Below are 21,913 nucleotides of genomic sequence, written 5' to 3'. Positions count from 1 at the left end.
TGTGTACACAAAAAAGCCGCATCCATGAGAATGCGGCCACTCGTCCAATTTTAATCCATTAGAAAAAGTGCCACACTTCCTCACGCCGGTATTACCCGGATCGAGTCATAAGGGATTGGAGCCATGCTCACATCTCAGCCGAAGCACCCCTAGTGTAGTCCAATGTATGCGGTTGTTCATGCAAGAATCAGTATAGACGACCGCTTTCATTTTGTAAACGGTCTTATGAGAACGTGACGACCTCGTTCCCCGGAAGTGTGTCCCGGAGCGTCGACCAATCCAGCGCCATCTCCTCATCTGTCAGCAGACAGTGATCGAGCTCTTGTTCGATGATGGCTCGATCCATCCGCTGCCCGATCAAGACGAGCTCCGTCTGTCGGTCCCCGTACGGTTCGACATAGTCGGCGGCGAGTTCCGGTTCGGCCGCGAACATGTGACGACGCTCATCTTCCGGAAGCGTCGCGAGCCAGCGCCCGGCATGTTCGAGCGTCGAGGCGTAGCCCGCTTGTGAAAACAGACAGGCGAGGTCGTTCCGGGAAGCAATCCATAAGAACCCTTTCGCGCGGACGATTTCTTCCGGAAACGCCTCGATCCAGGCATGGAGACGCTCCGGGTGGAACGGCCGACGCCGACGATAGACGAATGAACTGATGCCGTATTCTTCCGTCTCCGGCGTGTGCACATCTGTCTCAAGTTCTTGAATCCACCCGGCCGCATGCATCGCCTGTTCGAAATCGAACAAATTGACATCCAACAGCTCGGTCAATTCCACGTTCGCATGGACAGACGTCAACAGCTTCGCGGTCGGGTTGAGCGCCTTCAACAGTCTGGTCATCTCGCCGAGTTCGGTCTCGTTCACGCGATCCGCCTTGTTCAAGACGATGATATCGGCGAATTCGACTTGGTCGACGAGCAGGTCGACGACTTCGCGGACGTCTGTCGCCTCAATCGCCTGCTTGCGTTCATGGAGCGACTCGCCTGAGTTGAAATCTTTTAAGAACCGAAACGCATCGACGACGCTCACCATCGCATCGATATAGACTCGGCTCGTCAAATCGATGCCGAGGGCGTCATCGGCATATGTAAACGTTTGGGCGACCGGGATCGGCTCTGAGATACCGGACGACTCGATGATGATTCCGTCGAGGTCCCGGTCGTTCGCAAGCTCTGCTACCGCCTCGAGCAGGTCCTCACGGAGCGTGCAACAGATGCAGCCGTTCGATAGTTCGACCAACTTTTCGTCCGTCCTTGAAAAACCGCCCTGTTCAATCAATCGCTCATCGATATTCAACTCGCTCATGTCATTGACGATGACGGCGTATTTCTTGCCCGTCCGATTGTTCAATATGTGGTTTAATAGTGTCGTCTTACCGCTTCCTAAATAACCGGACAGCACGGTGATCGGGATTCGTCTCATTCTACCCACTCCTAAATCGTAATGATTACTTTTTAGATGATGACGGGTCGGTGACGTCTGTCAAGAAAAAAACACGCCCGTTTCCGGACGTGTTCTCCTGCCTATTCTTCTAACGCCTTGCGTTCGGCCTCTGAGCGTGGATAGGCGTTCGCCTGCCACTCGGCTCGATAAATCGAGTCGAGCTGGGTCAGACCGACCTCATCCGCGTCCTTATCGGCATCCACACTCGGCGTCTCATCCCACCGCGGATTCAAATACGTATGATCGTCTTCCCGGTTCGCTTCCAACAGCTTTTGAATCCCGACCCGGGCGACCGCCGCGAGCGCCAAACCGATTCCCGCACGAACGAGCAATCGTTTTACCATCTTCGTACCTCCTTATCGACCAAACCGATAGAGCGGCATCCCTTTCACATCTGTATCAATTTTAAAGACCGAACCTGCGTCCGGATGGGCCTCGAGCGCCGCGTCATCCATTCCTTCGCGCGCCGTCGTGATGGCAAGTTGTTTCAAGTCATCACCGACGAAACAGCATGACGTGACGTTCGGGGCCGGCACGAGCACCTCGAGCACTTTTTCACCCGTCTTCGGGTTCCAGCGCGAGACGCGTCCGCCCGCGAAGTGGGCAATCCATAAAAAGCCGTCTTCATCGGATGTCATACCGTCCGGGAATCCTTCCTCATCTTTGAAATCGATGACGACTTCCCCATCCCCGAGTGTTCCTGTTTTCAAGTCGAACGGGTATTTGCGGACCGTCTCGGTCGGTGTATCGATATGGTAGAACGTCGAGTGGTCCGGAGACCATGTCAGACCGTTCGACAGCGTCAATTCACTGAGCATGATCTCGGTCGTGCCGTCACGGTTCAAGCGATAGAGCGTCGCCTCGTTCTCCTCGTCGTTGAGATGAAGTGTCCCGGCAAAGATTCGTCCGTACGGGTCGGCCTTTCCGTCGTTGAAGCGAAGATCCCCTTCCGGGTCATCGAGTTCGACGAGTTTATCGAGTCGCTTCGATCCCTCGTCCCATTCATAGATGCCGTCTTTCAAGCCGACGACGACGCCGTCTGTCACTTTCGGGACCGCAAATCCGATCTGTTGTCCCATATCGAACGATGACAGCTCGTCTTCCTTTTCGTCGTACCACCAAAGTGTGTGTCCTTCGATGTCGACCCAATAGAACCGTTTCAGTTCAGCATCCCAACACGGGCCTTCCCCAAGTGTATTTCTGACTCGAATCCATAACGCAGCGTTTACTGTCTCCATTGAATTGCCTCCACTCTCTACATTGATTTCAACTGACTATTCCCTGAGCGGACGAGGTCTATTCAAGATTTTTCAAAATCGTTCCGCAGAGTTAGAGGCGATGTCCGTCTTTCCTTCACCGGAGCGGCTGTACGAAAAAAACTCCTTGAATCATTCGATTCAAGGAGTCCACTTATTTCGCACCTTCGACGTTCATATGTTTACTGCGCAACTGGCCGCATGCCGCATCGATGTCAGTCCCGTGCTCGAGGCGGACACCGGTGTTGATGCCACGCTTTTTCAAGATGTCATAAAACGCCATGATGTCCTCCGAGGTACTGCGCTCGTATTGGATATGCTCGTTGACCGGATTATACGGGATCAAGTTGACGTACGACTTGTCCTTGATATCGTCGATGAGGTCCGCCAATTCCTCGGCGTGCTCCGGCAAATCGTTCACTTTCGACAGGAGAATATATTCGAACGTGATTCGTTTGTTCGTCTTCTCGACGTAATACCGGATGGCCGGCATGAGCTTGTCGAGCGGGAACGCCCGGTTGATTTTCATGATTTGCGTCCGAAGCGCGTCGTTCGGAGCATGGAGCGACAACGCCAAGTTGATGCGCAAATCGAGGTCCGCGAACTTGTAAATCTTGTCGGCAAGTCCGCTCGTCGAGACGTTGATTTTACGCGGGGCGATCGCGAGACCGCGCTCGTCCTTGACGACACGCAGGAAGTCGACCAAGTTGTCAAAGTTATCGAACGGTTCGCCGATTCCCATGACGACGATATGGCTGACCCGGGCCCCTTCGCCGACTTCGTCCAAGTAATGTTGCACGGTCATAATTTGTTCGACGACTTCGCCCGCCGTCAAATCACGTGTCTTCTTCAAGAGACCGCTCGCACAGAAGCTGCAGCCGATATTGCACCCGACCTGCGTTGTCACACAGACCGAACGGCCGTACTTATGTCGCATGAGCACAGTCTCGATATAGTGCCCGTCGTGTAGTTTAAGTAAAAATTTGACCGTCCCGTCGCCCGCCTCTTGTTTGACGAACAGGTCTTGCGTCGAGATGACGTATTCGGCGGCGAGCGCCTCACGCACCTCGGCCCGTACCGAGATGTCCTCGATTTGTTTCACTCGATCGATATAGAGCGAGTCCCAGATTTGTCTCGCATGGAAGGCGCTGTATCCCCAAGAGACACACGCTTCTGTCAGCTGATCGAACGTCAGCCCGTATATAGATGGTTTCATTGCTATCTGTCCTTTCTTCAATCCGCATACGTACCATTGTAGCGGACGTGGACGACGGGTGCAACGTTCTTATAACGGTGGAACGGGACGCGAATTATGTCGCTCGAACGCATACGCCAGACGGATCAAGTCACGTTCGGCATAACTCGTCCCGGTGAACGATAGGCCGAACGGCGCCCCACTCGCTTTCAAGCGATATGGGATCGTGATGGTCGGATGCCCGGCTTTTGCCGCCATGTCATAGTTCAAATCGTGAGGCAAGACGAGCGCGTGCAACTGTTGTTCGTTTAATAGGCGGTCGAGTCCGTCCGTCTTGGCGTCACGCACGTCATCGAGCCGGCGCGTCAAATAGGCCGCCTCGATGAGACGTCCCGACAATCTTTCCGCCTTCTCGAACGTCTTTTGTCCGTGCGGGATCGTCTCAGGATGTCTGTTGTTCCAGTCCATCAAATCAGACAACGTCTCGTATGGGAGTGTCGTCGTGGCCAAGTACGCCTCGATCCCGAGTTTGAACTCGTGGTACAAAATATCGCCTTGGTCGAGCGTATCATGGGCGGGCAGTTCGACTTCGACAAGGTCGATGCCGCTCTGTTTCAACAGCTCGGTCGCCTCACCGTATAATGCTTGTTCTTCTGCTGATAAATCAGCTTTGACGATTCCGACACGCATCCCGACCGCTTGGCGCTCGTCGAGGCACGTCCGATACGGCGGACCGGCCGGGAGGTTGAGTGTCGCCGGGTCCGCCGGGTCTTCCCCTACCATCGCCTCAAGTGCCCTTACCGCGTCTTCGAGCGTTCGTGCCATCGGTCCCGCCGTGTCTTGCGACCGGGAGATCGGGATGATGCCACTCCGACTGATGAGGCCGACGGTCGGTTTGATGCCGACGATGCCGTTGTGCACGCTCGGATGGATGATCGAGCCGCTCGTCTCGCTACCGACAGCGAGCAGTGTCAGGTTCGCTGCGACCGCAGAGGCCGAACCTGAGCTCGAACCTCCGACATCGAGCTTATCCCCATATGGATTGAGCGTCTGCCCACCGACGCCGCTCCAGCCGTTCGGCATGCCCTCGGTCAAAAAGTTGGCCCATTCGGACAAGTTCGCTTTCCCGAGGATGATGGCCCCGCTCGCTCGCAGGTTTTGGACGAGATGGGCGTCCCGGCCTGCGAAGTGATATTCGAGGGCGACGGCCCCGGCCGTCGTCTTCATGAGTCCGTCTGTCTCGACATTGTCTTTGATCAAGACAGGGATGCCGAGCAACGGCAAGCGGTCACCTCGTCGAAATGCCCGGTCAGCCGACTCGGCCTCGAACAAGGCGTCCGGGTTCACTTGAATGACCGCCTTCAGTTTGTCGTTGAACTGGGCAATCCGGGTCAAATAATAGGCCGTCACGTCACGCGCCGTGAACGTTCCTTCTTTATATCCGCGATGGGCAGATTCGATATCGAGTTCCATAAAATCAAATGTGTCAGTCATATTGATTCCTCCTTTGGTCACTCGATGGTATTCGCTATCGACATTTGATTTCCTGTTTTCGTTCGCCAACGAATGTGTAACTTGGTACACTGAAAGAAAAGGGAGGTTACTATGAACCGTTCGTACGTACTTGTCTTATTGTCCGTCTTTGCCTTGTTCTTCTTACAGTTATATGCAGGGGAGGCCCCGTATACGCTACCGTTCTCCATCGTACTCGTCATCCTGATCCTCGGTGCCACCTTGCTCCAACTACGGCGCAAGCCAAACCGTTGACGCCGCTTCAAATCTGATGGTATGATGCTGTCACCAACTACATATCGATATCTTGAGTGAACGAGAGACCTGGCTCTATGACTTCACAGCAACCTGCTACGGCAAGGTGCTACTACCAGCAAGGCGATTGCCTTGGCCGATATGACAGAGCGCTCATGTCGATGACATGGGCGCTTTTTTTGGGAATGAACATGAGGGGGACTTATTAATGGAAAAAGCAACATTCGCAGGCGGCTGCTTTTGGTGCATGGTAACACCGTTCGAGGAACAACCTGGCATCGAGTCGATCGTATCAGGTTATACGGGAGGTCACGTCGACGATCCGACGTATGAACAAGTGAAGACAGGGACGACAGGACACTATGAGGTCGTCGAGATCACGTTCGACCCGACGCTGTTCGCTTACGAGCGACTGCTCGAACTGTATTGGATTCAGACCGATCCGACCGATGACGGCGGTCAATTCCAAGACCGAGGCAGTCAATATGCGCCGGCCATCTTCTATCATACAGAAGAACAACGCGTGCAGGCAGAACAGAGTCGCGATGCGCTCGCGGCGAGCGGACGTTTCCAACAGCCGATCGTCACGAAAATCTTACCGGCCGACACGTTCTATCCGGCCGAGGAGTACCATCAAGACTTCCATAAAAAAAATCCGGCCCACTATAAAGAGGACCGGAAAAAATCTGGGCGTGACGCATTCATTGAACAAGCCTGGTAAGCGAAAGACGGGTCGTCTGACCCGTCTTTTAGCTTTTAGCGATTCCGAGCATGAACCCGGCCACGACGATGAGCCCGATTCCCATAAAGACGAAGACACGTTCTTTCGTCGTCTTCTCTTCTTTCAATAGATAGATTCCGCCGAGCGTCGCCACGACGACGTTCAATTGCGACAAGGCGAACGAGGTCGCGATCCCGACTTCACCGCTCGACACGAACAGCCCGAAGTTCCCGATCCCCCAGGCGAGACCGGCCAAGATGTTTTTGAACGTCTTCGCGTCGAACGTCTTCACGTCTTTCTCACGCAGGCTGAACAACATCGCCGCGACGAACATCCCGACCGACTGTGGCAAGATGGCCGTGATCCCGTCGACCTCGAAATAGTTCGTCAGGACGGCGTACGTCACGTAACCGATACTCGACACGAGCAGAACGAGCAAGCCTTTCTTCAAGGCGCCGCTGCTGTCGCCGTCTTTGTTCTGCTGATACGACGTCAACGCAGCCCCAATCACGATGAGAACGAGCGCCGAAAATCCGAGCCATAGTTCGGTCGTCGTTTTCCAGTCTCCGAGGACGATGACACCGAACAACGATGTACCGAGAAGCTGCATGCCGGTGCTGATCGGCATCGCCTTCGAGACACTTAAAATTTGAAACGATTGGAACTGTAAATATTGTCCGAGTGCCCAGAATGCGCCGGAGATGAATCCGGTCACGATCGCGAGCGTCGTGAACCCGGGATTGAACACGAGTGCGATGATGACCGCCATCACCATCGCCCCGATTGTCGTCCCGATCAACTGTTGAATCGGCTTCCCGCCGACCTTTGAGACGATGAGCGGGATGCTCCCCCACATCAAGGCAGGTAAGAGTGCGAGTAAAATCATTTCCATACATGACACCTGCTTTCGTAATATAACATCATTTGTGATTTTCCCAAGTTCAGTGCTGATTAAACTTTGTTCAAAAAAATTAAAAATAGCCATTGCCAAATGTTTTACTAGGATGATATAATAATTTTCGAACGGGGCATTAGCTCAGCTGGGAGAGCGCCACGCTGGCAGCGTGGAGGTCAGCGGTTCGAGCCCGCTATGCTCCATTATTGAAGTCACCACTCATTTGAGGGGTGACTTTTTTGCGTCGCCGCTCGGTTTAACTCATCCGCTAGCGGGTAATGATTGTAAGACATCATTATTCTAAAGGGGGACTTATCATGGACCGAGCCTCTGTCGAAGAGACCATTTTAGCCGTCATCGACTGTATGCGGGCAAGCAATCATTGTTTCTCAAAATGCTTACAAGAAGAAGACTTGTTGATGGTCGCCGAGTGTATCCGGCTGACGAAAGAATGTTCGGAAGTGTGTGCACTCGCCTTGAACGCGCTCGAGACCGATTCGGCTTTCACCAAACCGATTGGTGCACTCTGCGCCCAGGTGTGTGACACGTGCGCCGTCGAATGTGGCCGCCACTTGCACGATCATTGCCAACGCTGTGCCGAAGCATGTCTCCGCTGTGCCGAAGCATGCCGCAACCTCGTGGCCGCATAATCGCTTTTTAGTCTAACGATATGTTAGACTTTTTTTATACTTGTTTTTACGAGAAAGGGATCAATTATGCCACATTCAATTCTTGCCATCGACGTCGAGACGGCGAACCGCGATAGTCGCAGCATCTGCTCTGTCGGCTGGAGCCTGCTCGTCGACGGTGAAATCATCGAAACGAACCAACTGCTCGTCAATCCGGAGGAAGACTTCGATGCCGGCAATATCCGGGTCCACGGCATCCGGCCGAGCGATGTCTGGGACGCCCCAGCGTTACCCGAGGTGCTCGAACAGCTCTATCCGACGCTGCGGGATGTCGACCTCGTCATGGCACACAACGCTTCGTTCGATATGGGCGCGTTCAAGAAAGCGATCGCCAAATACGATTTATATACGTTTCCGACGATCGAGTACGGCTGTACCGTCAAGTTGTCGAGAAAACTGTATCCAGGTCTGCCGAATCACAAGCTGAACACGATGGCGGAATATTTGAACGTCCCGTTCATCCACCACGATGCGGCTGAAGATGCTCGCGTCTGTGCCCTGCTCATGCGCGACATGATGCAGAAGACCGGGATCCATGATCCGCGTGAACTGCACCGGTACACATCGGTCAAGCTCGGAAAACTCGCTTATTGAACGATATGCATGCCAGACAGGCCAAGACACACGTCTTGGCCTGTTAGCGTTTAAAGATCCATTTTTTCTGGACATAATAACTGACGACGAACAAGAAGCTGTCGACGAACACTTTGATCCACACCTCACCGTCGCGGATGACATAGAACAGCGCATAGACGAGACCGGCCGACAGCGCCATCTGCAATCCGACGAGACCGAAGTATTTCGGCATCGCCCGCTTCGCCTTCGAATGGAACACAATTTTCCGATTGACGAAATAATTGAACAGCGATGACAGGATACGGGCCACGACCGTCGCAATCAAGACGTGCGTCGTCTCGAACCACGGATTCAACAAATAGACGAACAAGGCATAGAACCCGATGTCTAACAGAAATGATGCGACCGATGATAATGAATAGGCCAAAAACATGCGATAGATAAGAATCGAGTCGATCACCGGCCGGAAATGGGACGAGGCGTTTTCTGCCACATAGACGGTTTGAATTGGTGTCTGATGAATCGGGACTTGCAATCGTTTCGTGAACGTCAACATGTTCATCTCGAACTCATAACGGTTCCCCGGCACATCAAGCAATTGTTCCGCATACCGCAGCGGAATCGCCCGAAGGCCGGTCTGGGTGTCCTTCAGACGAAGACCGCTGCCGAGCAACATGACGCCGCGCGTCATCTGATTTCCGAATCGGCTCCGGAACGGAATGTGTGCGCCCGAGAAATCACGGCAACCCATGACCAGATGATGCGGCCGCTGAATACCCGCCTCATATACATGTCTTACATCTTCCGGCAGGTGTTGCCCATCCGCATCGACGGTGATGACGCCATGCGTGCCCGGGAACTGTTCGACGACGTGACGAAGCCCCGTCTTCAACGCCGCGCCCTTGCCTTGATTCCGTTCATGGACGAGGACGGTCGTCACCCACTTCCTGACCTCTTCAAACACCGGCCGGGACGTCTCGGCACTTCCATCGTTCACGACGATCACATGGACAAACCCTGTCTCTTTCAGCTCGCGGACAAGTGTGAGAAGCGCTTGATCCGGATTATAGGCCGGAATCACGACGACATACTCATCTAGACGTTCCACGGAATGCATTTGCATCGCCACCCCTCCTTCCCTCCTTCTATACCCAAGACGATGAAAAGTGATTCCTCGGTCCGCGGCAAATAAAAAACACGGTGCCTCGGAGGACACCGTGCCAGATTAACCGATGAAGATGAAGTAAGACGAAGCGAAGTAGACGAGTACGACGAGCACTGACGGCAAGACATAGCGGAACTTCGACGTCACGTCTTTACGAAGGAGCGTATACATGACCAACACCGACAAAATCGTGATGCCGATCGCCGTCACTAAGTGAGACGCAGCCACGTCGGCCAGAATCGAGCCGTCTCGGTAGAAGACATCCGACATCGCGATGATGAGCATGTTGAAGATGTTGCTTCCCAAAATCGAACCGAACGCCAAGTTGACGTTACGAAGTTTCAAGGCGACAAATACCGATACAGCCTCCGGGAGCGAGGTCGTCGCGGCAATCAAGAAGCTACCGACGAAGCTCGAACCGAGACCCGTGACGACGGCGATCTGATCGCCCAATACCGATAGTGCTGTCCCCGCCCCCATGATGACGAGTGCGGCGATGATGAAGCCGATGACCGCACGTTTGACCGTGATCGAACTCGTCGCACTCGCGCCGATTTCTTGTACGGCCTCATGTGCAGCTTCCCGCTCGACGGCAGGTTGTTGCGGGCGCTTGCCGATATAGTAAATCCCGATCCCGTACAATACCGCGATCAACAAGGCGTCAATCCCGATACCGAGAATCGTGAAATCGATGCGGACGATGAGGGCGATCATCGTGACGAGCGTCAACATGAGACCGAGACCGGCCGTATAGAGATGGTCTCGGCTCGCCTCATTGAACAAGCGTTTCTGACGATAGAACAGATCGAACATCGCCAAGATGAAGATGTTGAACAAGTTCGATCCGAGCATGTTCCCGATGGCGATATCCGGGTTATTGATCATGACGGCCGAGACGCTCGTCGTCACTTCCGGCAACGATGTGGCACCGGCTAGCAATACCGTCCCGACGAGCATTCCGCTCATCGTCGACTTCTCACTGATGACGTCAGCGTAAGTCGAGAGTTTCATGGCGGCATACACGGTGAGTGCTGCGGCCAAGATGAAGTAAATAAATACCATTTTCCTGTGTCTCCCCTTTTTTCAAAAAATCAAAAAAGACCTCTTTATGGACGCCGAAGAAGCATCCATAAAAAGGTCTCGCGGACTTGGATCAGAAGCTCGATGGACCGAGTGCGTTGCACCGTAGTGACGATCCATCGACCACATTCGTGGTCGCTACTCCCCTTCTTATGTTCACGATGAATATATCACGTTTAAGGTTACTTGACAATCATTTCACTCAAGCCACGTGACGATCTCGTCCGACTGCAATGCCATTCGATACGATAATTCATCGATTGCTTGGAGTGACGGGAGCGACAAGCGTTCCCACAGTCCTGCTTCTTTCAATTGAGCCGACAAGGCGTCGAGCTCGGGTTGGTTGACCTCGGTCCCGTGACGATATCCTTCGCGCATCGTCTCGTTCAGCTCAAAAGCGGTCTGACAAAGCGTCGTCGTCTCTTGAAGCCACTCCTCTTCACGGAACCCATGTTTGATGACACCGAACAATTTCTCTAACTTCTCGGTCCGCCCTTCTTCGACTCCGTAAAACAACAAGTTCATTTCCGTCTCGAACGCTTCGATGAGCGTCGTCGTCTGCGCGAACGGCTTCAACGCATGGAGCAGTTCATGATAATACCAGGATTGGTCGCGGAGCGGCCGATTGAAACGGTCCCATACTTGTTTGCCGGCAGACTCGACGTCGAGACGAATCGAACGCAGATTATGTAGCTTGTCCGCGGCCAAGAGTGCGACTTCATCATACTGCATCGTCCGCACATGCTGAATCGTCATCCGTTTGCGTTCTTCCCACGACTGGTGTTTCCCCGGCTCGGACACAGCCTTGACTAGACGTGTCACTTCATATCCAAATCGTTCACTCAGTTCATCAGGTGTCGTCAACGTATCTTCGAGCAAGTCGTGGAGCAGACCCGCCACGACGACCGGGACGGGTTGCCGATCTTCGACGAGCAACATGGAGACGGCAACAGGATGGGTCAAGTAAGGAATATTCGTTCCTTTTCGAAACTGTCCGTCGTGACGGACGGCCGCGAAACGGAGTGCCTCCTCGATGATTTGATGCACGACGTTTCCTCCTTCGCTAGTTTCAATGTACTCCCCATCCTATACCCGTCACTAGGCCTTTACACGCATATCGGTTGTTAAAATATAGGGTAATGGTCCCAGTTTCTTGATTCAAGCTTCGTAAATCATCTTTTTCGTCATGCCCCCATCAACGATCAAATTATGCCCGTTGACGAAATCGTTTTTCTCGTCAATCAAATAAGAGACGGCGCGGACGATATCCTCCGGTGTCCCGACACGTCCTGACGGATGCTGCGCGTGATCGATATCACGAAGGGCATCATCCGAGGTATGGATCCATCCGGGACTGACCGCATTCACCGTGATTGGTCGTTCAGCCAAAGAGACCGCCATCGACTGGGTCAACGAAACGATCACGCCTTTTGAGGCACCGTACGCTTCCCAATCAGCCTCGTTCTGAAGCGCGCGGGTCGAGGCCACGTTGATGATGCGGCCGAAATCAGCCCCTTCGTTCAACGTCAAGAAAGCTTTCGAGCAAGCGAACGTCCCGACGAGGTTGACATCGATTACGCGTTTGAACGTCTCGACGTCGAGTTCGGTTATCGGCTTGACGAGCGAGGATACGCCACCGTTATTGATAAGCACATGGGCGGTGCCGATTTCTTGATGAATAACTTTGAATACGCGGTTCACATCCTCATGATCTCCCAGATCCATCTGATGGAACGTCACTCCTTCAAGTTGTGGGTCTTGCCCGATATCGAGTCCGACAACACGATATGTCGTGCTAAAATGGCGGGCCAGTTCCCGCCCGATTCCTTGGCTGACACCGGTTATAATCATCGTCTGTTTCATTGTCACCCCTCCTGGACAGTAGAATACCCTGATTGCATGAAAATGAGTCCTATCAGTTCGACCAAAGTGTTTGGTCTGACGTCGTCACGACGGTCGCACCTGCCTCAAGGGCAGCCTCGATTTCTTCAGACGACGAGATCAAGCCGCCAGCGAAGACTGGAATATTTGTCGCTGCTTTCACGCACCGGATATATTTCGGGACGAGACCTGGTAATACCTCAATATAATCCGGTTGAGTGCGGTTGATGAGGCGATAACTCTTCTCGAGCGAACTCGAATCGATTAAAAATAGACGTTGCACCGTTTTAATTTGCTTTTGTTTCGCTTTTAAAATGACACTGCCTTTCGTCGAGATGATTCCATACGGTCGAAACGTCTGACACACATATTCGGCCGCATATTCATCCGCCTTCAGACCTTGAATCAAATCGAGATGGACGAACACTTGCTTGTCATGGGCCGCTAGTAACTGAAACACGGCATCAAGCCGGGCCACATGGACTTCAAGCAAGACGCCAACTTTGAATGACCCTTTCACAAATGTCTCGAGGTCTCTCATGTCTCGGAGAGCAGGCAAAATCGTTTGACCTTCAATCATTCCCACACAACCTTTCTCCATTCCAGTTTCTCTCATTATCTGTACAACGTCATCTGGAAATCAAGGTTTACCGATTCAATATAGCGGGAAAATAATTTTAACCTATGCGCAGAGAGGGAGTAGTGACATGGTGAATGAAGTAGATGTACGGATTGAGACACCGACACCGGAGGAGCATCAACGCCTTCGCGTCAAAGCAGGCATGCCGAAGCGTTCCGACTCAGGCACGGTAAAAGGGCTCGCTAACACGTTATACGGCGTTTGTTTATATAAAGACGACACGATGGTCGGGATGGGACGTGTCGTCGGGGACGGCGGCATGGTGTTTCATCTCGTCGATATCGTCGTCGATCCCGAGTGTCAAGGCCTTGGGCTTGGTAAATTGATCATGGAACGATTGATGGATTGGATTTTACAGGAAGCCGACGAGACGGCCATCATTAGTCTGATCGCTGACATTCCGGCAGACGGCCTGTATCGCCAGTTCGGATTTGACTATTCTCGTCCCGAATCGGTCGGGATGGAATATCAATGGAGTGAAAACTGATGGTGAAGCAATCCTTCCCTTTTTTAGGGGGGGACGTATGGACGTATTCAATGTAATCGTATTCCTCGGATTGGCACTCACCGTAATCTCGGTGCTCAGTTTGATCATCGAGCGGTTGTTCGTTCCTAGTATCCTCGCCTTCATTGCCGTCGGCGTTGCGGTCGGTTTCTTTCGGGATGGGAATGAGGTCTTCAAAATCGCCGGGGAGATCGGGATTATTCTCTTATTCTTTCTACTCGGTTTAAAGTTTCCGCTGAGCGAGCTCGTCAAGCGAATGAAACAAGTGTGGAAAGCAGGCGTCCTAGATGTCCTTCTCGCCTTCGGGGTCACGATTGGAATCGCTTTGTTGTTTGGTCTCGACTTCTCACAAGCATTTTTGATCGGTGCCGTCCTCTATGCGACGAGTTCGTCGATTTCGGCGAAACTTCTCGAGCGACATTCTGAGAAACATGAAGATGTGAAAGAGTTCGTACTGGCGCTCCTCATCTTCGAAGACATTTTCGCCCCGCTCATTTTGACCGTTGCCCCGTTCATCATCCAAGACGAACCGATCGCTTTCACGGACATCGGGAAAGTGTTCGCCGGATTTCTGATTTTTTGGAGTGCTCCTCTTCATCGGGTCTCGTTTCGTTTTGAACCGACAGCGGTTCGTCAAACATTTGTTGCGACAAGATGATGCGAGTATCGGTTTGATTGGATTGATTCTATTTTTTCGCCGGGATTGGCATGGTGTACGGCCTGTCCGAGATCCTCGGGGCATTCATCGCCGGAATCATCCTTGCGGGCATCCACGATGTGCGGCCGTTGAAACGATTGACGGTACCCGTTCGCGACTTGTTTTTGCCGATTTTCTTCATCTCGTTCGGGATCTCCATCAATCTCGATCAAGGGTCATCGTCAATGCCCTCTTCTTCGTCCTGATCGTTTGGGGTGTATTGTCGAAGTGGATCGTCGGACGCGTCGGGGGTCGCATGTATGGCTTGACGCGGGTGCAGGCGAACGAGGCCGGCTTCTCACTCGCCCCGCGTGGCGAGTTCTCGATTTTGTACACCGCCCTATCGAACGGAGCGATCAACTTATTTGTCGGTCTCTATATTTTCGTCTCGGCCATCGTCGGCATCGTCTTGTTCCGCTTCTCTGAGATTCTTGCTAACAAGACGGAGGAAAAACTTGAGAAAGTACTTCCCGATGAGACAAAAAATAAAGAAGATCAATGATAGAACACAAAAGGAGGACCTTCACGCGAAGGTCCTCCTTTGTTCGTCAAAATGATGATGCTTGTTTCGACTGTTTTTTCTTGCGTTTCTTGCGCCAGATGAAAAAGACAATCAGACCGACGGCTAATAATCCATAAATTGCGTACGAATACACATCTAAATATCGTAAAATCGATTCCCAATTCTCACCGACACGGATGCCGATATAAATGAGAATCGTGTTCCAAATGACCGTGCCGGCCGTACTGAGCAACAAGAACTTCAGAAACGGCATATTCGACATGCCTGCCGGTAACGAGATCAAGCTTCGGACGACGGGCATCAATCGTCCAAAGAACACCATCCAGCCCCCATATTTGTCGAACCAAGCATCCGCCCGTCGAACGTCCGCGATATCGAGTCGAATCCATTTCCCGTATTTCTTCGTCCACTTCTCAATCTGTTCGACATCAAGATAGAGACCGATGCCGTATAACAAAATGGCTCCTAAAATGGCACCGGCTGTCGCAGCGAAAATGACGAGCGGGACGTTCAAATCAGTCTTCACGGCAAAGAATCCACCGAACAAGAGCACGACCTCTGATGGAATCGGGGGGAACACATTTTCAATAAAGATCATGAACGCGATACCGAAATAACCGAACTGTTCAATGACCTGGATCATCCACTCTCTCATATCGTTCAACCTCCAATATCCCCTATTATACCCGTCACCTCACTTCAAAAACCATCCCGACGTGCTAAAATGAAGTACTTGAACGAAAGCGAGGAAACAATAATGACCGAACCGATACGTTGCCCTTGGTGCGGCACAGACCCCACGTACGTCCGTTATCATGACGAGGAATGGGGCAAACCCGTCCACGACGATCAGAAGCACTTTGAATGTTTGACCCTTGAGAGCGCCCAGGCGGGACTCAGTTGGATCACCATTTTACGAAAGCGCGACCATTACCGGGAAGCCTACGCCAACTTCGACGTCGAGACCGTTGCTGCGTTCGACGAGACGGATGTTGAACGGTTGCTGGTCAATCCCGGTATCGTCCGGAACCGCCGGAAAATCGAGGCGTCAATCAATAATGCCAAGCGCTTCATCGAGATTCAACTAGAGTTCGGCACGTTCGATGCCTACATCTGGTCGTTCGTCGACAATACGGTGATCAATAACCAATGGGCGGCCAATGACGCCATCCCCGCCACGACCGAACTGTCTCATCAGATCAGCAAGGATTTGAAACGGCGCGGGTTCAAATTTTTAGGACCGACGACCGTCTATGCCCATCTGCAGGCGACGGGACTCGTCAATGACCACCTGACCTCTTGCTTCGCTAAATAATTTGATTATTTGGTCAATCCTTCAATAAAATCGTACACTTGATTCAGTTTTGTGACAAAATTTTGATATGGTGCATACCATAAACATCGAAAGCGTTTTCATTATGATTGAGGGGATGTCTTATGAACGGGATTTTAATATCCATCACCGTTTACATGGCGCTCATGGTACTACTCGGCGTCATCGCCTATCGGCGGACGGAGAGCATCGGCGACTATATGCTCGGAGGGCGCGGACTCGGTCCCGCCGTCGCCGCCTTGTCGGCAGGCGCTTCCGACATGAGTGGTTGGCTGTTGATGGGACTACCGGGTGCGATGTTCGCGACCGGGCTCTCGAGCGGATGGATCGTCATCGGGTTGACGATCGGCGCGTACTTGAACTGGTTGCTCGTCGCACCTCGCTTGCGGACGTACTCATATTTGTCCGAGGATGCCATCACGATTCCAGATTTTTTCGAGAAACGTTTTAAAGATTCACGCGGCACGTTGCGGACGTTCTCGGCGGCTGTGACACTCATCTTTTTCACCCTCTATGCCACGAGCGGATTCGTGGCCGGCGGCCGGTTATTCAATGCCGTCTTCGGAATTGAGTTCGGGACGGGCGTCTTGATTTTGGCTTCTATCATTATCATCTATACGTTCATCGGAGGATTTTTGGCGGTCAGTTGGACGGATTTCGTTCAAGGGTTGATCATGTTGTTCGCCCTCATCCTCGTCCCGGCCATCGCCATCACGGCGACCGACGGCGTGAGCGCCGCCTTCCAGACGATCGGTGACATCGATGAGGCGCTGCTTGATCCGCTGACCGGTCAGTCGCTCATCGGCATCGTCTCGCTATTCGCTTGGGGGGTCGGTTACTTCGGGCAACCGCACATCATCGTCCGTTTTATGGCCATCGAGAAGTTACAGGACATCAAGAAGGCCCGACGGATCGGCATCTCATGGATGCTGTTCACCGTCGTCGGCGCGATGGCGACCGGGCTGTTCGGACTCGCCTATTATACGCAGCGTGGACTTGAGATCGATAACCCAGAAAACATTTTTATTAATTTATCTGATTTATTATTCGTCGATCTCATCACCGGCGTCTTGCTTGCGGCGTTGCTCGCTGCCATCATGTCGACGATCTCGTCACAGCTCCTCGTCTCGTCGAGTGCTGCGACGACCGACTTCTATCAGAAGTTCTTCCGAAGAGACGCCGGCGACCGTGAGCTCGTCATGGTCGGCCGGATCACGGTCATCCTCGTGTCGCTCATCTCGATTTGGCTCGCGTTCGGGGCGGATGATACGATCTTGAACTTGGTCGGTTACGCCTGGGCCGGCTTCGGCTCGTCGTTCGGGCCACTCATCCTGTTCAGCCTGTTCTGGAAACGGACGACGCGACAAGGGGCGCTCGCCGGTATGCTCGTCGGGGCCATCATCGTCATCGTCTGGAAAAACTTTGCCGCCGATTGGTTCGGGACCGTCGGTGAGCTCTATGAGATGATTCCAGCGTTCTTCTTGTCGAGCCTCGCCATTTATGTCGTCAGTCTGATGACACCACCACCGAGCTCGACGATCACGAACGAGTTCGAGGAAATGGAACACATCTTGAAGACAGAACGGATTTAACGATCGAAATGCCATGCTACTATAGCCTGGCACTTTTTCTTGTCGCCTAACAAGGAAATTGACAGTCAATTGCGAATGGTACATATAGATCAATTTGTATCATAAGAAAGGAAGTGACTCGTCCCTTGAAACGAGTAATCCCGTATAAACAAGTCATATTGATCTTGCCCCTCCTCTTTCTGTTCGGCTGTGCGACCGCTGACGTCGAGACGTCTACCCAGCAAACAGAGACCCCGGCACCTGTTCCTGAAGAGCCAGAATCAGTCGTGACGACGACGTCCGTCTATGCGATTGGCGATATCTTGTTGCACGACAGCGTATATAATGCCGCCAAGAGCGGGGACGTCTATGACTTCACTGCCACCTTCGAACCAATCGCCCCGATTTTGACCGAGGCCGATATTGCCATCGCCAACCAAGAGAGCATGATCGGTGGCAGTGAGATCGGCTTATCGAGCTACCCGGCTTTCAACAGTCCGTATGAGGTCGGTGATGCGCTCCAAGACGCTGGCATCGACTTGGTGACGACGGCGAATAACCATACGCTCGATCGAGGTGTCACGGCCATCGAGAATTCGATCGCCCACTGGAACGAGATCGGCATGCCGTACACTGGTTCATTCTTATCGGAGGCGAACAAGTCCGAGCTTCGGACGCTGACCGAGAATGATATCTCGTTCGCGTTTCTCGCCTACACGTACGGCACGAACGGGGTCGTTCCGAAACAACCGTACCATGTCAACTACATCGATCTCGAGGCAATGAAGCCTGAGATTGAAGCGGCCGAACAAGCAGCCGACCTCACCGTCGTCTCGCTCCATTTCGGGAATGAATATGAGATACTCCCGAACGAGGCACAACAGACACTCGTCCAAGAGCTGTCTGACCTCGGGGTCGATCTCATCATCGGCCATCATCCCCACGTGCTCCAACCGGTCGCTTGGGTGGACGGCGCTGAAGGCAACCGAACGTTCGTCGCCTACTCGCTCGGCAACTTCCTGTCCGGCCAACAAGGAGACGATCGTAATACGGGTGGCATCGTCGGCATCGATGTCGTCAAGACCGTCGAGGCGGATGAGACGACGTTCGAACTCGCCAATCCGATGTTCTATCCGACGTTCACCCGGCGCTCTAGTGCTGACGGACCGTTCGAGGTCGTGCCGTTAAAGACGGCAAAACCCGAGTTGTTCGATGCCACGAGCGAACATATGTCGCAATGGATGCCAGAACTCGAACTCGTTCAATGAAGGATCACTTTCACAAGTGATTCCTTTTTTTTGCCAAAAAAGGTTGCTTTACATGAAATCATCCGTTAGACTAAGTCGTATATTTATAAATAAAGATGAATAATTATGTATAAGGAGTGTAAGGAAATGAAACAAAAACTCGTATTAGCTTATTCAGGTGGACTTGACACATCGGTCGCAATCAAATGGTTGGATGAACAGGGATATGACGTCATCGCCTGCTGTTTGAACGTGGGAGAAGGGAAAGACCTGGAGCGCATTCAACAGAAGGCACTCAAAGTCGGAGCCGTCAAATCGGTCGTCATCGATGCGGTCGATGAATTCGTCAACGATTTCGCCCGTTACTCGATGCAGGCACATACAATGTATGAAGGCGTCTATCCACTCGTCTCTGCCCTATCGCGGCCGCTCATCTCGAAGAAGCTAGTCGAGGTCGCGCAAGCCGAAGGCGCCATCGCCGTCGCTCACGGGTGCACGGGGAAAGGGAATGACCAAGTCCGGTTCGAGGTGTCGATTCATGCTCTCGACCCGTCGCTTGAAATCATCGCGCCGGTCCGGGAGTGGAAATGGTCACGGGAAGAAGAAATCGCCTATGCGGCCGAGCACGGTATCCCGATTCCGATCGTCCAAGAAGAGCCGTTCTCGATCGACCAAAACATTTGGGGCCGGGCCGTCGAATGCGGCATCCTTGAGGATCCATGGGCCGCTCCACCGGCGAGCGCTTATGAATTGACGGCACAGCTCGAAGACACTCCGAACGAACCGACGTATGTCGAAATCGAGTTCAAAGCCGGCGTACCAGTCGCCATCAATGGACAAGCAGCGACGTTCACAGCCATTCTCGAACAGTTGAATATCGTCGCCGGGGCACACGGCATCGGAAAAATCGACCATATCGAAAACCGGGTCGTCGGGATCAAATCACGGGAAGTGTACGAAGCACCGGGTGCGATGACGCTCATCACGGCACACCAAGCGCTCGAGGCGCTCACGCTCGTCCGGGAAGTCGCCCACTTCAAACCGATCGTCGAACAGAAATTGACGGAGACAATCTACAACGGTCTCTGGTACTCGCCACTGACGAAAGCGCTCCTCGCCTTCATCGATGAGACGCAACAAACCGTGACCGGTACGGTCCGGATGAAACTGTTCAAGGGGCAAGCCATCGTCGACGGACGGAAGTCTCCGATCTCGCTCTATGACGAACATCTCGCGACGTACACGTCGGCCGACACGTTCGACCAACAAGCTGCCGTCGGTTTCATCAAGTTATGGGGACTGCCGACGAAAGTGCAAGCGGAAGTGCTCGCAGAGAAAGGAACGATGGTGCATGAGTAAACTATGGGGCGGCCGGTTCGAACAGACGGCCAGTGAATGGGTCGACGAGTTCGGGGCCTCGATTCATTTCGACGCCCAGCTCGTGTTAGAAGATATTGAAGGGAGCATCGCCCACGTGACGATGCTTGGGGAGCAGCACATTTTGACGGCGGACGAAGTCGCGCAAATAGTCGCGGGGTTGAAGACGCTAGCCAAGAAGGCACAAGCGGACGAATTGACGTTCAACGTCTTCCATGAAGACATCCATATGAACCTCGAGGCCCTCTTGCATGAAGAAATCGGCCCGGTCGCTGGAAAGATGCACACGGCGCGGAGCCGGAACGACCAAGTCGCGACGGATATGCACCTGTATTTGAAACGCCGTGTCCTCGAGACGATTGACGGGATTGAAGCCGTGCAGACGGCACTCTATGACCACGCCGCTCAAAACGTCGAGTCAATCATGCCGGGTTATACACACTTGCAACGGGCCCAGCCGGTCTCACTCGCCCATCACTTGCTCGCTTACTTCTGGATGCTCGAGCGCGACAAAGAGCGTTTCAGTGACAGCTTGAAACGGATTGACATGAGCCCGCTCGGAGCGGGTGCCCTGGCTGGGACGACATTCCCGATCGATCGTCATCGCTCGGCCGAGTTGCTCGGTTTCGCCCAAGTCTATCCGAACAGTCTGGACGCCGTCAGCGACCGTGACTTCATCTTAGAGTTCTTGTCGAATGCGTCGCTGCTCATGATGCACTTGTCACGGTTCTGCGAGGAGTTGATCCTTTGGAGCAGCGAAGAGTATCGGTTCATCACGATCTCTGACGTGTTCTCTACGGGATCGAGCATGATGCCTCAGAAGAAGAACCCGGACATGGCCGAACTCGTCCGCGGAAAGTCAGGTCGCGTCGTCGGCAATCTGATGGGACTTTTGACGATTATGAAGGGACTCCCACTCGCCTATAACAAGGACCTGCAAGAAGATAAGGAAGGCATGTTCGACACCGTCAAGACGGTTCAGGGCAGTCTCAGCATCATGGCCGGTATGATTCAAGACATGACGTTCCACACGGAGACGATGAAGCAAGCGACCGAGCGCGATTTCTCGAACGCGACCGAACTCGCCGATTATTTGACGGCAAAAGGGATGCCGTTCCGTGAGGCCCATGAAGTGACGGGCACGCTCGTCCGGTATTGTATCGACCAGCGTCTGTATTTATCAGAATTACCGATCGAGACGTACCAAGCCCACTCTGAATTGATTGAAGCGGATGTGTACGAGGCACTCTCGCCGGTGACGGCCGTCAAACGCCGCAACAGTTACGGCGGGACGGGCTTTGACTCAGTTCGGATTCAACTGACAGAAGCGAAAGAGACCCTACCGACACATGCGTAA

At 53.0% G+C, this 21,913-nt stretch carries 25 protein-coding genes, 1 tRNA gene and 2 riboswitches; of the genes, 14 read left to right on the top strand and 12 right to left on the bottom strand.

Annotated features, from left to right (window positions below; genetic code table 11):
* Nucleotides 1-60: 60 nt before the first annotated feature.
* Nucleotides 61-161, bottom strand: a riboswitch (TPP riboswitch).
* 62 nt (nt 162-223) lie between these two features.
* From KNP02_RS06480 to KNP02_RS06460, 5 genes are all read right to left on the bottom strand, one after another.
* Nucleotides 224-1,417, bottom strand: coding sequence for a GTP-binding protein (locus KNP02_RS06480; RefSeq protein ID WP_214707678.1), 1,194 nt, complete (start codon nt 1,415-1,417; stop codon nt 224-226).
* Between the two features lie 101 nt (nt 1,418-1,518).
* Nucleotides 1,519-1,782 (bottom strand): hypothetical protein, encoded by a 264-nt coding sequence (locus KNP02_RS06475; protein ID WP_034777704.1) that lies wholly within the window; start codon nt 1,780-1,782, stop codon nt 1,519-1,521.
* 12 nt (nt 1,783-1,794) lie between these two features.
* On the bottom strand, nt 1,795-2,676 hold the full coding sequence (locus KNP02_RS06470; protein WP_214707676.1) for an SMP-30/gluconolactonase/LRE family protein: 882 nt from the start codon (nt 2,674-2,676) through the stop codon (nt 1,795-1,797).
* A 172-nt stretch (nt 2,677-2,848) separates the two neighbouring features.
* A complete protein-coding gene (gene rlmN, locus KNP02_RS06465) occupies nt 2,849-3,910 on the bottom strand; it encodes a dual-specificity RNA methyltransferase RlmN (RefSeq protein WP_214707674.1) in 1,062 nt (353 codons plus the stop codon).
* Between the two features lie 69 nt (nt 3,911-3,979).
* Nucleotides 3,980-5,383: an amidase family protein gene (locus KNP02_RS06460; RefSeq protein ID WP_214707672.1), complete on the bottom strand. Its 1,404-nt coding sequence runs from the start codon at nt 5,381-5,383 to the stop codon at nt 3,980-3,982.
* 111 nt (nt 5,384-5,494) lie between these two features.
* Here KNP02_RS06460 and KNP02_RS06455 point away from each other — a divergent pair, with 111 nt between their 5' ends.
* Nucleotides 5,495-5,656: a hypothetical protein gene (locus tag KNP02_RS06455; protein WP_214707670.1), complete on the top strand. Its 162-nt coding sequence runs from the start codon at nt 5,495-5,497 to the stop codon at nt 5,654-5,656.
* Nucleotides 5,657-5,700: 44 nt separating this feature from the next.
* A riboswitch (SAM riboswitch) is annotated at nt 5,701-5,801 on the top strand.
* A gap of 63 nt (nt 5,802-5,864) precedes the next feature.
* Nucleotides 5,865-6,377 carry a peptide-methionine (S)-S-oxide reductase MsrA gene (msrA, locus tag KNP02_RS06450; protein WP_214707668.1) on the top strand — a complete coding sequence of 171 codons (513 nt, stop codon included), beginning with the start codon at nt 5,865-5,867 and terminating at the stop codon, nt 6,375-6,377.
* Between the two features lie 28 nt (nt 6,378-6,405).
* Here msrA and KNP02_RS06445 read toward each other — a convergent pair whose 3' ends face one another.
* A complete protein-coding gene (locus KNP02_RS06445) occupies nt 6,406-7,269 on the bottom strand; it encodes a GRP family sugar transporter (protein ID WP_214707666.1) in 864 nt (287 codons plus the stop codon).
* A gap of 133 nt (nt 7,270-7,402) precedes the next feature.
* Between KNP02_RS06445 and KNP02_RS06440 the strand changes: the two genes are divergently transcribed.
* The 3 genes from KNP02_RS06440 to KNP02_RS06430 all read left to right on the top strand — a co-directional run bounded on the left by KNP02_RS06440 (nt 7,403) and on the right by KNP02_RS06430 (nt 8,555).
* A tRNA-Ala gene (locus KNP02_RS06440) sits at nt 7,403-7,475 on the top strand.
* A gap of 114 nt (nt 7,476-7,589) precedes the next feature.
* Nucleotides 7,590-7,922 (top strand): four-helix bundle copper-binding protein, encoded by a 333-nt coding sequence (locus KNP02_RS06435; RefSeq protein WP_034777716.1) that lies wholly within the window; start codon nt 7,590-7,592, stop codon nt 7,920-7,922.
* Between the two features lie 66 nt (nt 7,923-7,988).
* Entirely contained in the window at nt 7,989-8,555 is a 567-nt protein-coding gene (locus KNP02_RS06430; RefSeq protein WP_214707664.1) for a 3'-5' exonuclease, read from the top strand.
* 43 nt (nt 8,556-8,598) lie between these two features.
* On the opposite strand, the gene KNP02_RS06425 is transcribed toward KNP02_RS06430, so the two are convergent.
* The 5 genes from KNP02_RS06425 to KNP02_RS06405 form a co-directional block, all read right to left on the bottom strand.
* A complete protein-coding gene (locus KNP02_RS06425; protein WP_138859367.1) occupies nt 8,599-9,660 on the bottom strand; it encodes a bifunctional glycosyltransferase family 2/GtrA family protein in 1,062 nt (353 codons plus the stop codon).
* A 102-nt stretch (nt 9,661-9,762) separates the two neighbouring features.
* A complete protein-coding gene (locus KNP02_RS06420) occupies nt 9,763-10,764 on the bottom strand; it encodes a sodium:calcium antiporter (RefSeq protein ID WP_138859366.1) in 1,002 nt (333 codons plus the stop codon).
* A gap of 216 nt (nt 10,765-10,980) precedes the next feature.
* A complete protein-coding gene (locus KNP02_RS06415; RefSeq protein WP_353047336.1) occupies nt 10,981-11,829 on the bottom strand; it encodes an HD domain-containing protein in 849 nt (282 codons plus the stop codon).
* 111 nt (nt 11,830-11,940) lie between these two features.
* Nucleotides 11,941-12,645, bottom strand: coding sequence for an SDR family NAD(P)-dependent oxidoreductase (locus KNP02_RS06410; RefSeq protein ID WP_214707662.1), 705 nt, complete (start codon nt 12,643-12,645; stop codon nt 11,941-11,943).
* Between the two features lie 52 nt (nt 12,646-12,697).
* Nucleotides 12,698-13,243, bottom strand: coding sequence for a glycerol-3-phosphate responsive antiterminator (locus KNP02_RS06405; protein ID WP_138860298.1), 546 nt, complete (start codon nt 13,241-13,243; stop codon nt 12,698-12,700).
* A gap of 127 nt (nt 13,244-13,370) precedes the next feature.
* On the opposite strand from KNP02_RS06405, the gene KNP02_RS06400 reads away from it, so the two are divergent.
* From KNP02_RS06400 to KNP02_RS14855, 4 genes are read left to right on the top strand one after another with little or no spacing between them, the layout of a single operon-like run.
* Nucleotides 13,371-13,790, top strand: a complete 420-nt coding sequence (locus KNP02_RS06400) for a GNAT family N-acetyltransferase (RefSeq protein WP_034777729.1) — start codon at nt 13,371-13,373, stop codon at nt 13,788-13,790.
* Nucleotides 13,791-13,827: 37 nt separating this feature from the next.
* On the top strand, nt 13,828-14,466 hold the full coding sequence (locus KNP02_RS14865) for a cation:proton antiporter domain-containing protein (RefSeq protein ID WP_251129153.1): 639 nt from the start codon (nt 13,828-13,830) through the stop codon (nt 14,464-14,466).
* Nucleotides 14,467-14,516: 50 nt separating this feature from the next.
* Entirely contained in the window at nt 14,517-14,711 is a 195-nt protein-coding gene (locus tag KNP02_RS14860; protein ID WP_251129152.1) for a cation:proton antiporter domain-containing protein, read from the top strand.
* A gap of 14 nt (nt 14,712-14,725) precedes the next feature.
* On the top strand, nt 14,726-15,007 hold the full coding sequence (locus KNP02_RS14855; protein ID WP_240731323.1) for a hypothetical protein: 282 nt from the start codon (nt 14,726-14,728) through the stop codon (nt 15,005-15,007).
* A 46-nt stretch (nt 15,008-15,053) separates the two neighbouring features.
* On the opposite strand, the gene KNP02_RS06390 is transcribed toward KNP02_RS14855, so the two are convergent.
* The gene (locus tag KNP02_RS06390) at nt 15,054-15,683 is read right to left on the bottom strand and encodes a DedA family protein (protein ID WP_138859363.1); all 630 of its coding nucleotides are present in this window, start codon (nt 15,681-15,683) and stop codon (nt 15,054-15,056) included.
* A 102-nt stretch (nt 15,684-15,785) separates the two neighbouring features.
* Here KNP02_RS06390 and KNP02_RS06385 point away from each other — a divergent pair, with 102 nt between their 5' ends.
* The 5 genes from KNP02_RS06385 (at nt 15,786) to argH (ending at nt 21,913) form a co-directional block, all read left to right on the top strand.
* On the top strand, nt 15,786-16,343 hold the full coding sequence (locus tag KNP02_RS06385) for a DNA-3-methyladenine glycosylase I (RefSeq protein ID WP_214707659.1): 558 nt from the start codon (nt 15,786-15,788) through the stop codon (nt 16,341-16,343).
* Between the two features lie 122 nt (nt 16,344-16,465).
* Nucleotides 16,466-17,953 (top strand): sodium/proline symporter PutP, encoded by a 1,488-nt coding sequence (gene putP / locus KNP02_RS06380; protein ID WP_214707657.1) that lies wholly within the window; start codon nt 16,466-16,468, stop codon nt 17,951-17,953.
* A gap of 125 nt (nt 17,954-18,078) precedes the next feature.
* Entirely contained in the window at nt 18,079-19,200 is a 1,122-nt protein-coding gene (locus KNP02_RS06375; RefSeq protein WP_251129151.1) for a CapA family protein, read from the top strand.
* 126 nt (nt 19,201-19,326) lie between these two features.
* Nucleotides 19,327-20,538, top strand: coding sequence for an argininosuccinate synthase (locus tag KNP02_RS06370; protein ID WP_138859360.1), 1,212 nt, complete (start codon nt 19,327-19,329; stop codon nt 20,536-20,538).
* Nucleotides 20,531-21,913 (top strand): argininosuccinate lyase, encoded by a 1,383-nt coding sequence (gene argH / locus KNP02_RS06365; RefSeq protein WP_214707655.1) that lies wholly within the window; start codon nt 20,531-20,533, stop codon nt 21,911-21,913. The genes KNP02_RS06370 and argH overlap by 8 nt, the downstream gene beginning before the upstream one ends.

The organism is Exiguobacterium sp. s40 (assembly GCF_018617905.1).
Taxonomy (GTDB): domain Bacteria; phylum Bacillota; class Bacilli; order Exiguobacteriales; family Exiguobacteriaceae; genus Exiguobacterium; species Exiguobacterium mexicanum_A.
The sequence above is the reverse complement of the archived record's forward strand: the minus strand, read 5'-3'. Positions and strand labels throughout refer to the sequence as shown.

What these genes read in the sequence shown, in the direction of transcription:
- KNP02_RS06410 (WP_214707662.1), bottom strand. Translation starts at nt 12,645, where the DNA reads ATGAAACAGACGATGATTATAACCGGTGTCAGCCAAGGAATCGGGCGG.
- KNP02_RS06400 (WP_034777729.1), top strand. Translation starts at nt 13,371, where the DNA reads ATGGTGAATGAAGTAGATGTACGGATTGAGACACCGACACCGGAGGAG.
- KNP02_RS06385 (WP_214707659.1), top strand. Translation starts at nt 15,786, where the DNA reads ATGACCGAACCGATACGTTGCCCTTGGTGCGGCACAGACCCCACGTAC.
- rlmN (WP_214707674.1), bottom strand. Translation starts at nt 3,910, where the DNA reads ATGAAACCATCTATATACGGGCTGACGTTCGATCAGCTGACAGAAGCG.
- KNP02_RS06460 (WP_214707672.1), bottom strand. Translation starts at nt 5,383, where the DNA reads ATGACTGACACATTTGATTTTATGGAACTCGATATCGAATCTGCCCAT.
- KNP02_RS06420 (WP_138859366.1), bottom strand. Translation starts at nt 10,764, where the DNA reads ATGGTATTTATTTACTTCATCTTGGCCGCAGCACTCACCGTGTATGCC.
- argH (WP_214707655.1), top strand. Translation starts at nt 20,531, where the DNA reads ATGAGTAAACTATGGGGCGGCCGGTTCGAACAGACGGCCAGTGAATGG.
- KNP02_RS14865 (WP_251129153.1), top strand. Translation starts at nt 13,828, where the DNA reads ATGGACGTATTCAATGTAATCGTATTCCTCGGATTGGCACTCACCGTA.
- KNP02_RS06480 (WP_214707678.1), bottom strand. Translation starts at nt 1,417, where the DNA reads ATGAGACGAATCCCGATCACCGTGCTGTCCGGTTATTTAGGAAGCGGT.
- KNP02_RS06455 (WP_214707670.1), top strand. Translation starts at nt 5,495, where the DNA reads ATGAACCGTTCGTACGTACTTGTCTTATTGTCCGTCTTTGCCTTGTTC.
- KNP02_RS06370 (WP_138859360.1), top strand. Translation starts at nt 19,327, where the DNA reads ATGAAACAAAAACTCGTATTAGCTTATTCAGGTGGACTTGACACATCG.
- KNP02_RS06430 (WP_214707664.1), top strand. Translation starts at nt 7,989, where the DNA reads ATGCCACATTCAATTCTTGCCATCGACGTCGAGACGGCGAACCGCGAT.
- KNP02_RS06390 (WP_138859363.1), bottom strand. Translation starts at nt 15,683, where the DNA reads ATGAGAGAGTGGATGATCCAGGTCATTGAACAGTTCGGTTATTTCGGT.
- KNP02_RS06475 (WP_034777704.1), bottom strand. Translation starts at nt 1,782, where the DNA reads ATGGTAAAACGATTGCTCGTTCGTGCGGGAATCGGTTTGGCGCTCGCG.
- msrA (WP_214707668.1), top strand. Translation starts at nt 5,865, where the DNA reads ATGGAAAAAGCAACATTCGCAGGCGGCTGCTTTTGGTGCATGGTAACA.
- KNP02_RS14860 (WP_251129152.1), top strand. Translation starts at nt 14,517, where the DNA reads ATGGTGTACGGCCTGTCCGAGATCCTCGGGGCATTCATCGCCGGAATC.
- KNP02_RS06435 (WP_034777716.1), top strand. Translation starts at nt 7,590, where the DNA reads ATGGACCGAGCCTCTGTCGAAGAGACCATTTTAGCCGTCATCGACTGT.
- KNP02_RS06470 (WP_214707676.1), bottom strand. Translation starts at nt 2,676, where the DNA reads ATGGAGACAGTAAACGCTGCGTTATGGATTCGAGTCAGAAATACACTT.
- KNP02_RS06445 (WP_214707666.1), bottom strand. Translation starts at nt 7,269, where the DNA reads ATGGAAATGATTTTACTCGCACTCTTACCTGCCTTGATGTGGGGGAGC.
- putP (WP_214707657.1), top strand. Translation starts at nt 16,466, where the DNA reads ATGAACGGGATTTTAATATCCATCACCGTTTACATGGCGCTCATGGTA.
- KNP02_RS06425 (WP_138859367.1), bottom strand. Translation starts at nt 9,660, where the DNA reads ATGCAAATGCATTCCGTGGAACGTCTAGATGAGTATGTCGTCGTGATT.
- KNP02_RS06405 (WP_138860298.1), bottom strand. Translation starts at nt 13,243, where the DNA reads ATGATTGAAGGTCAAACGATTTTGCCTGCTCTCCGAGACATGAGAGAC.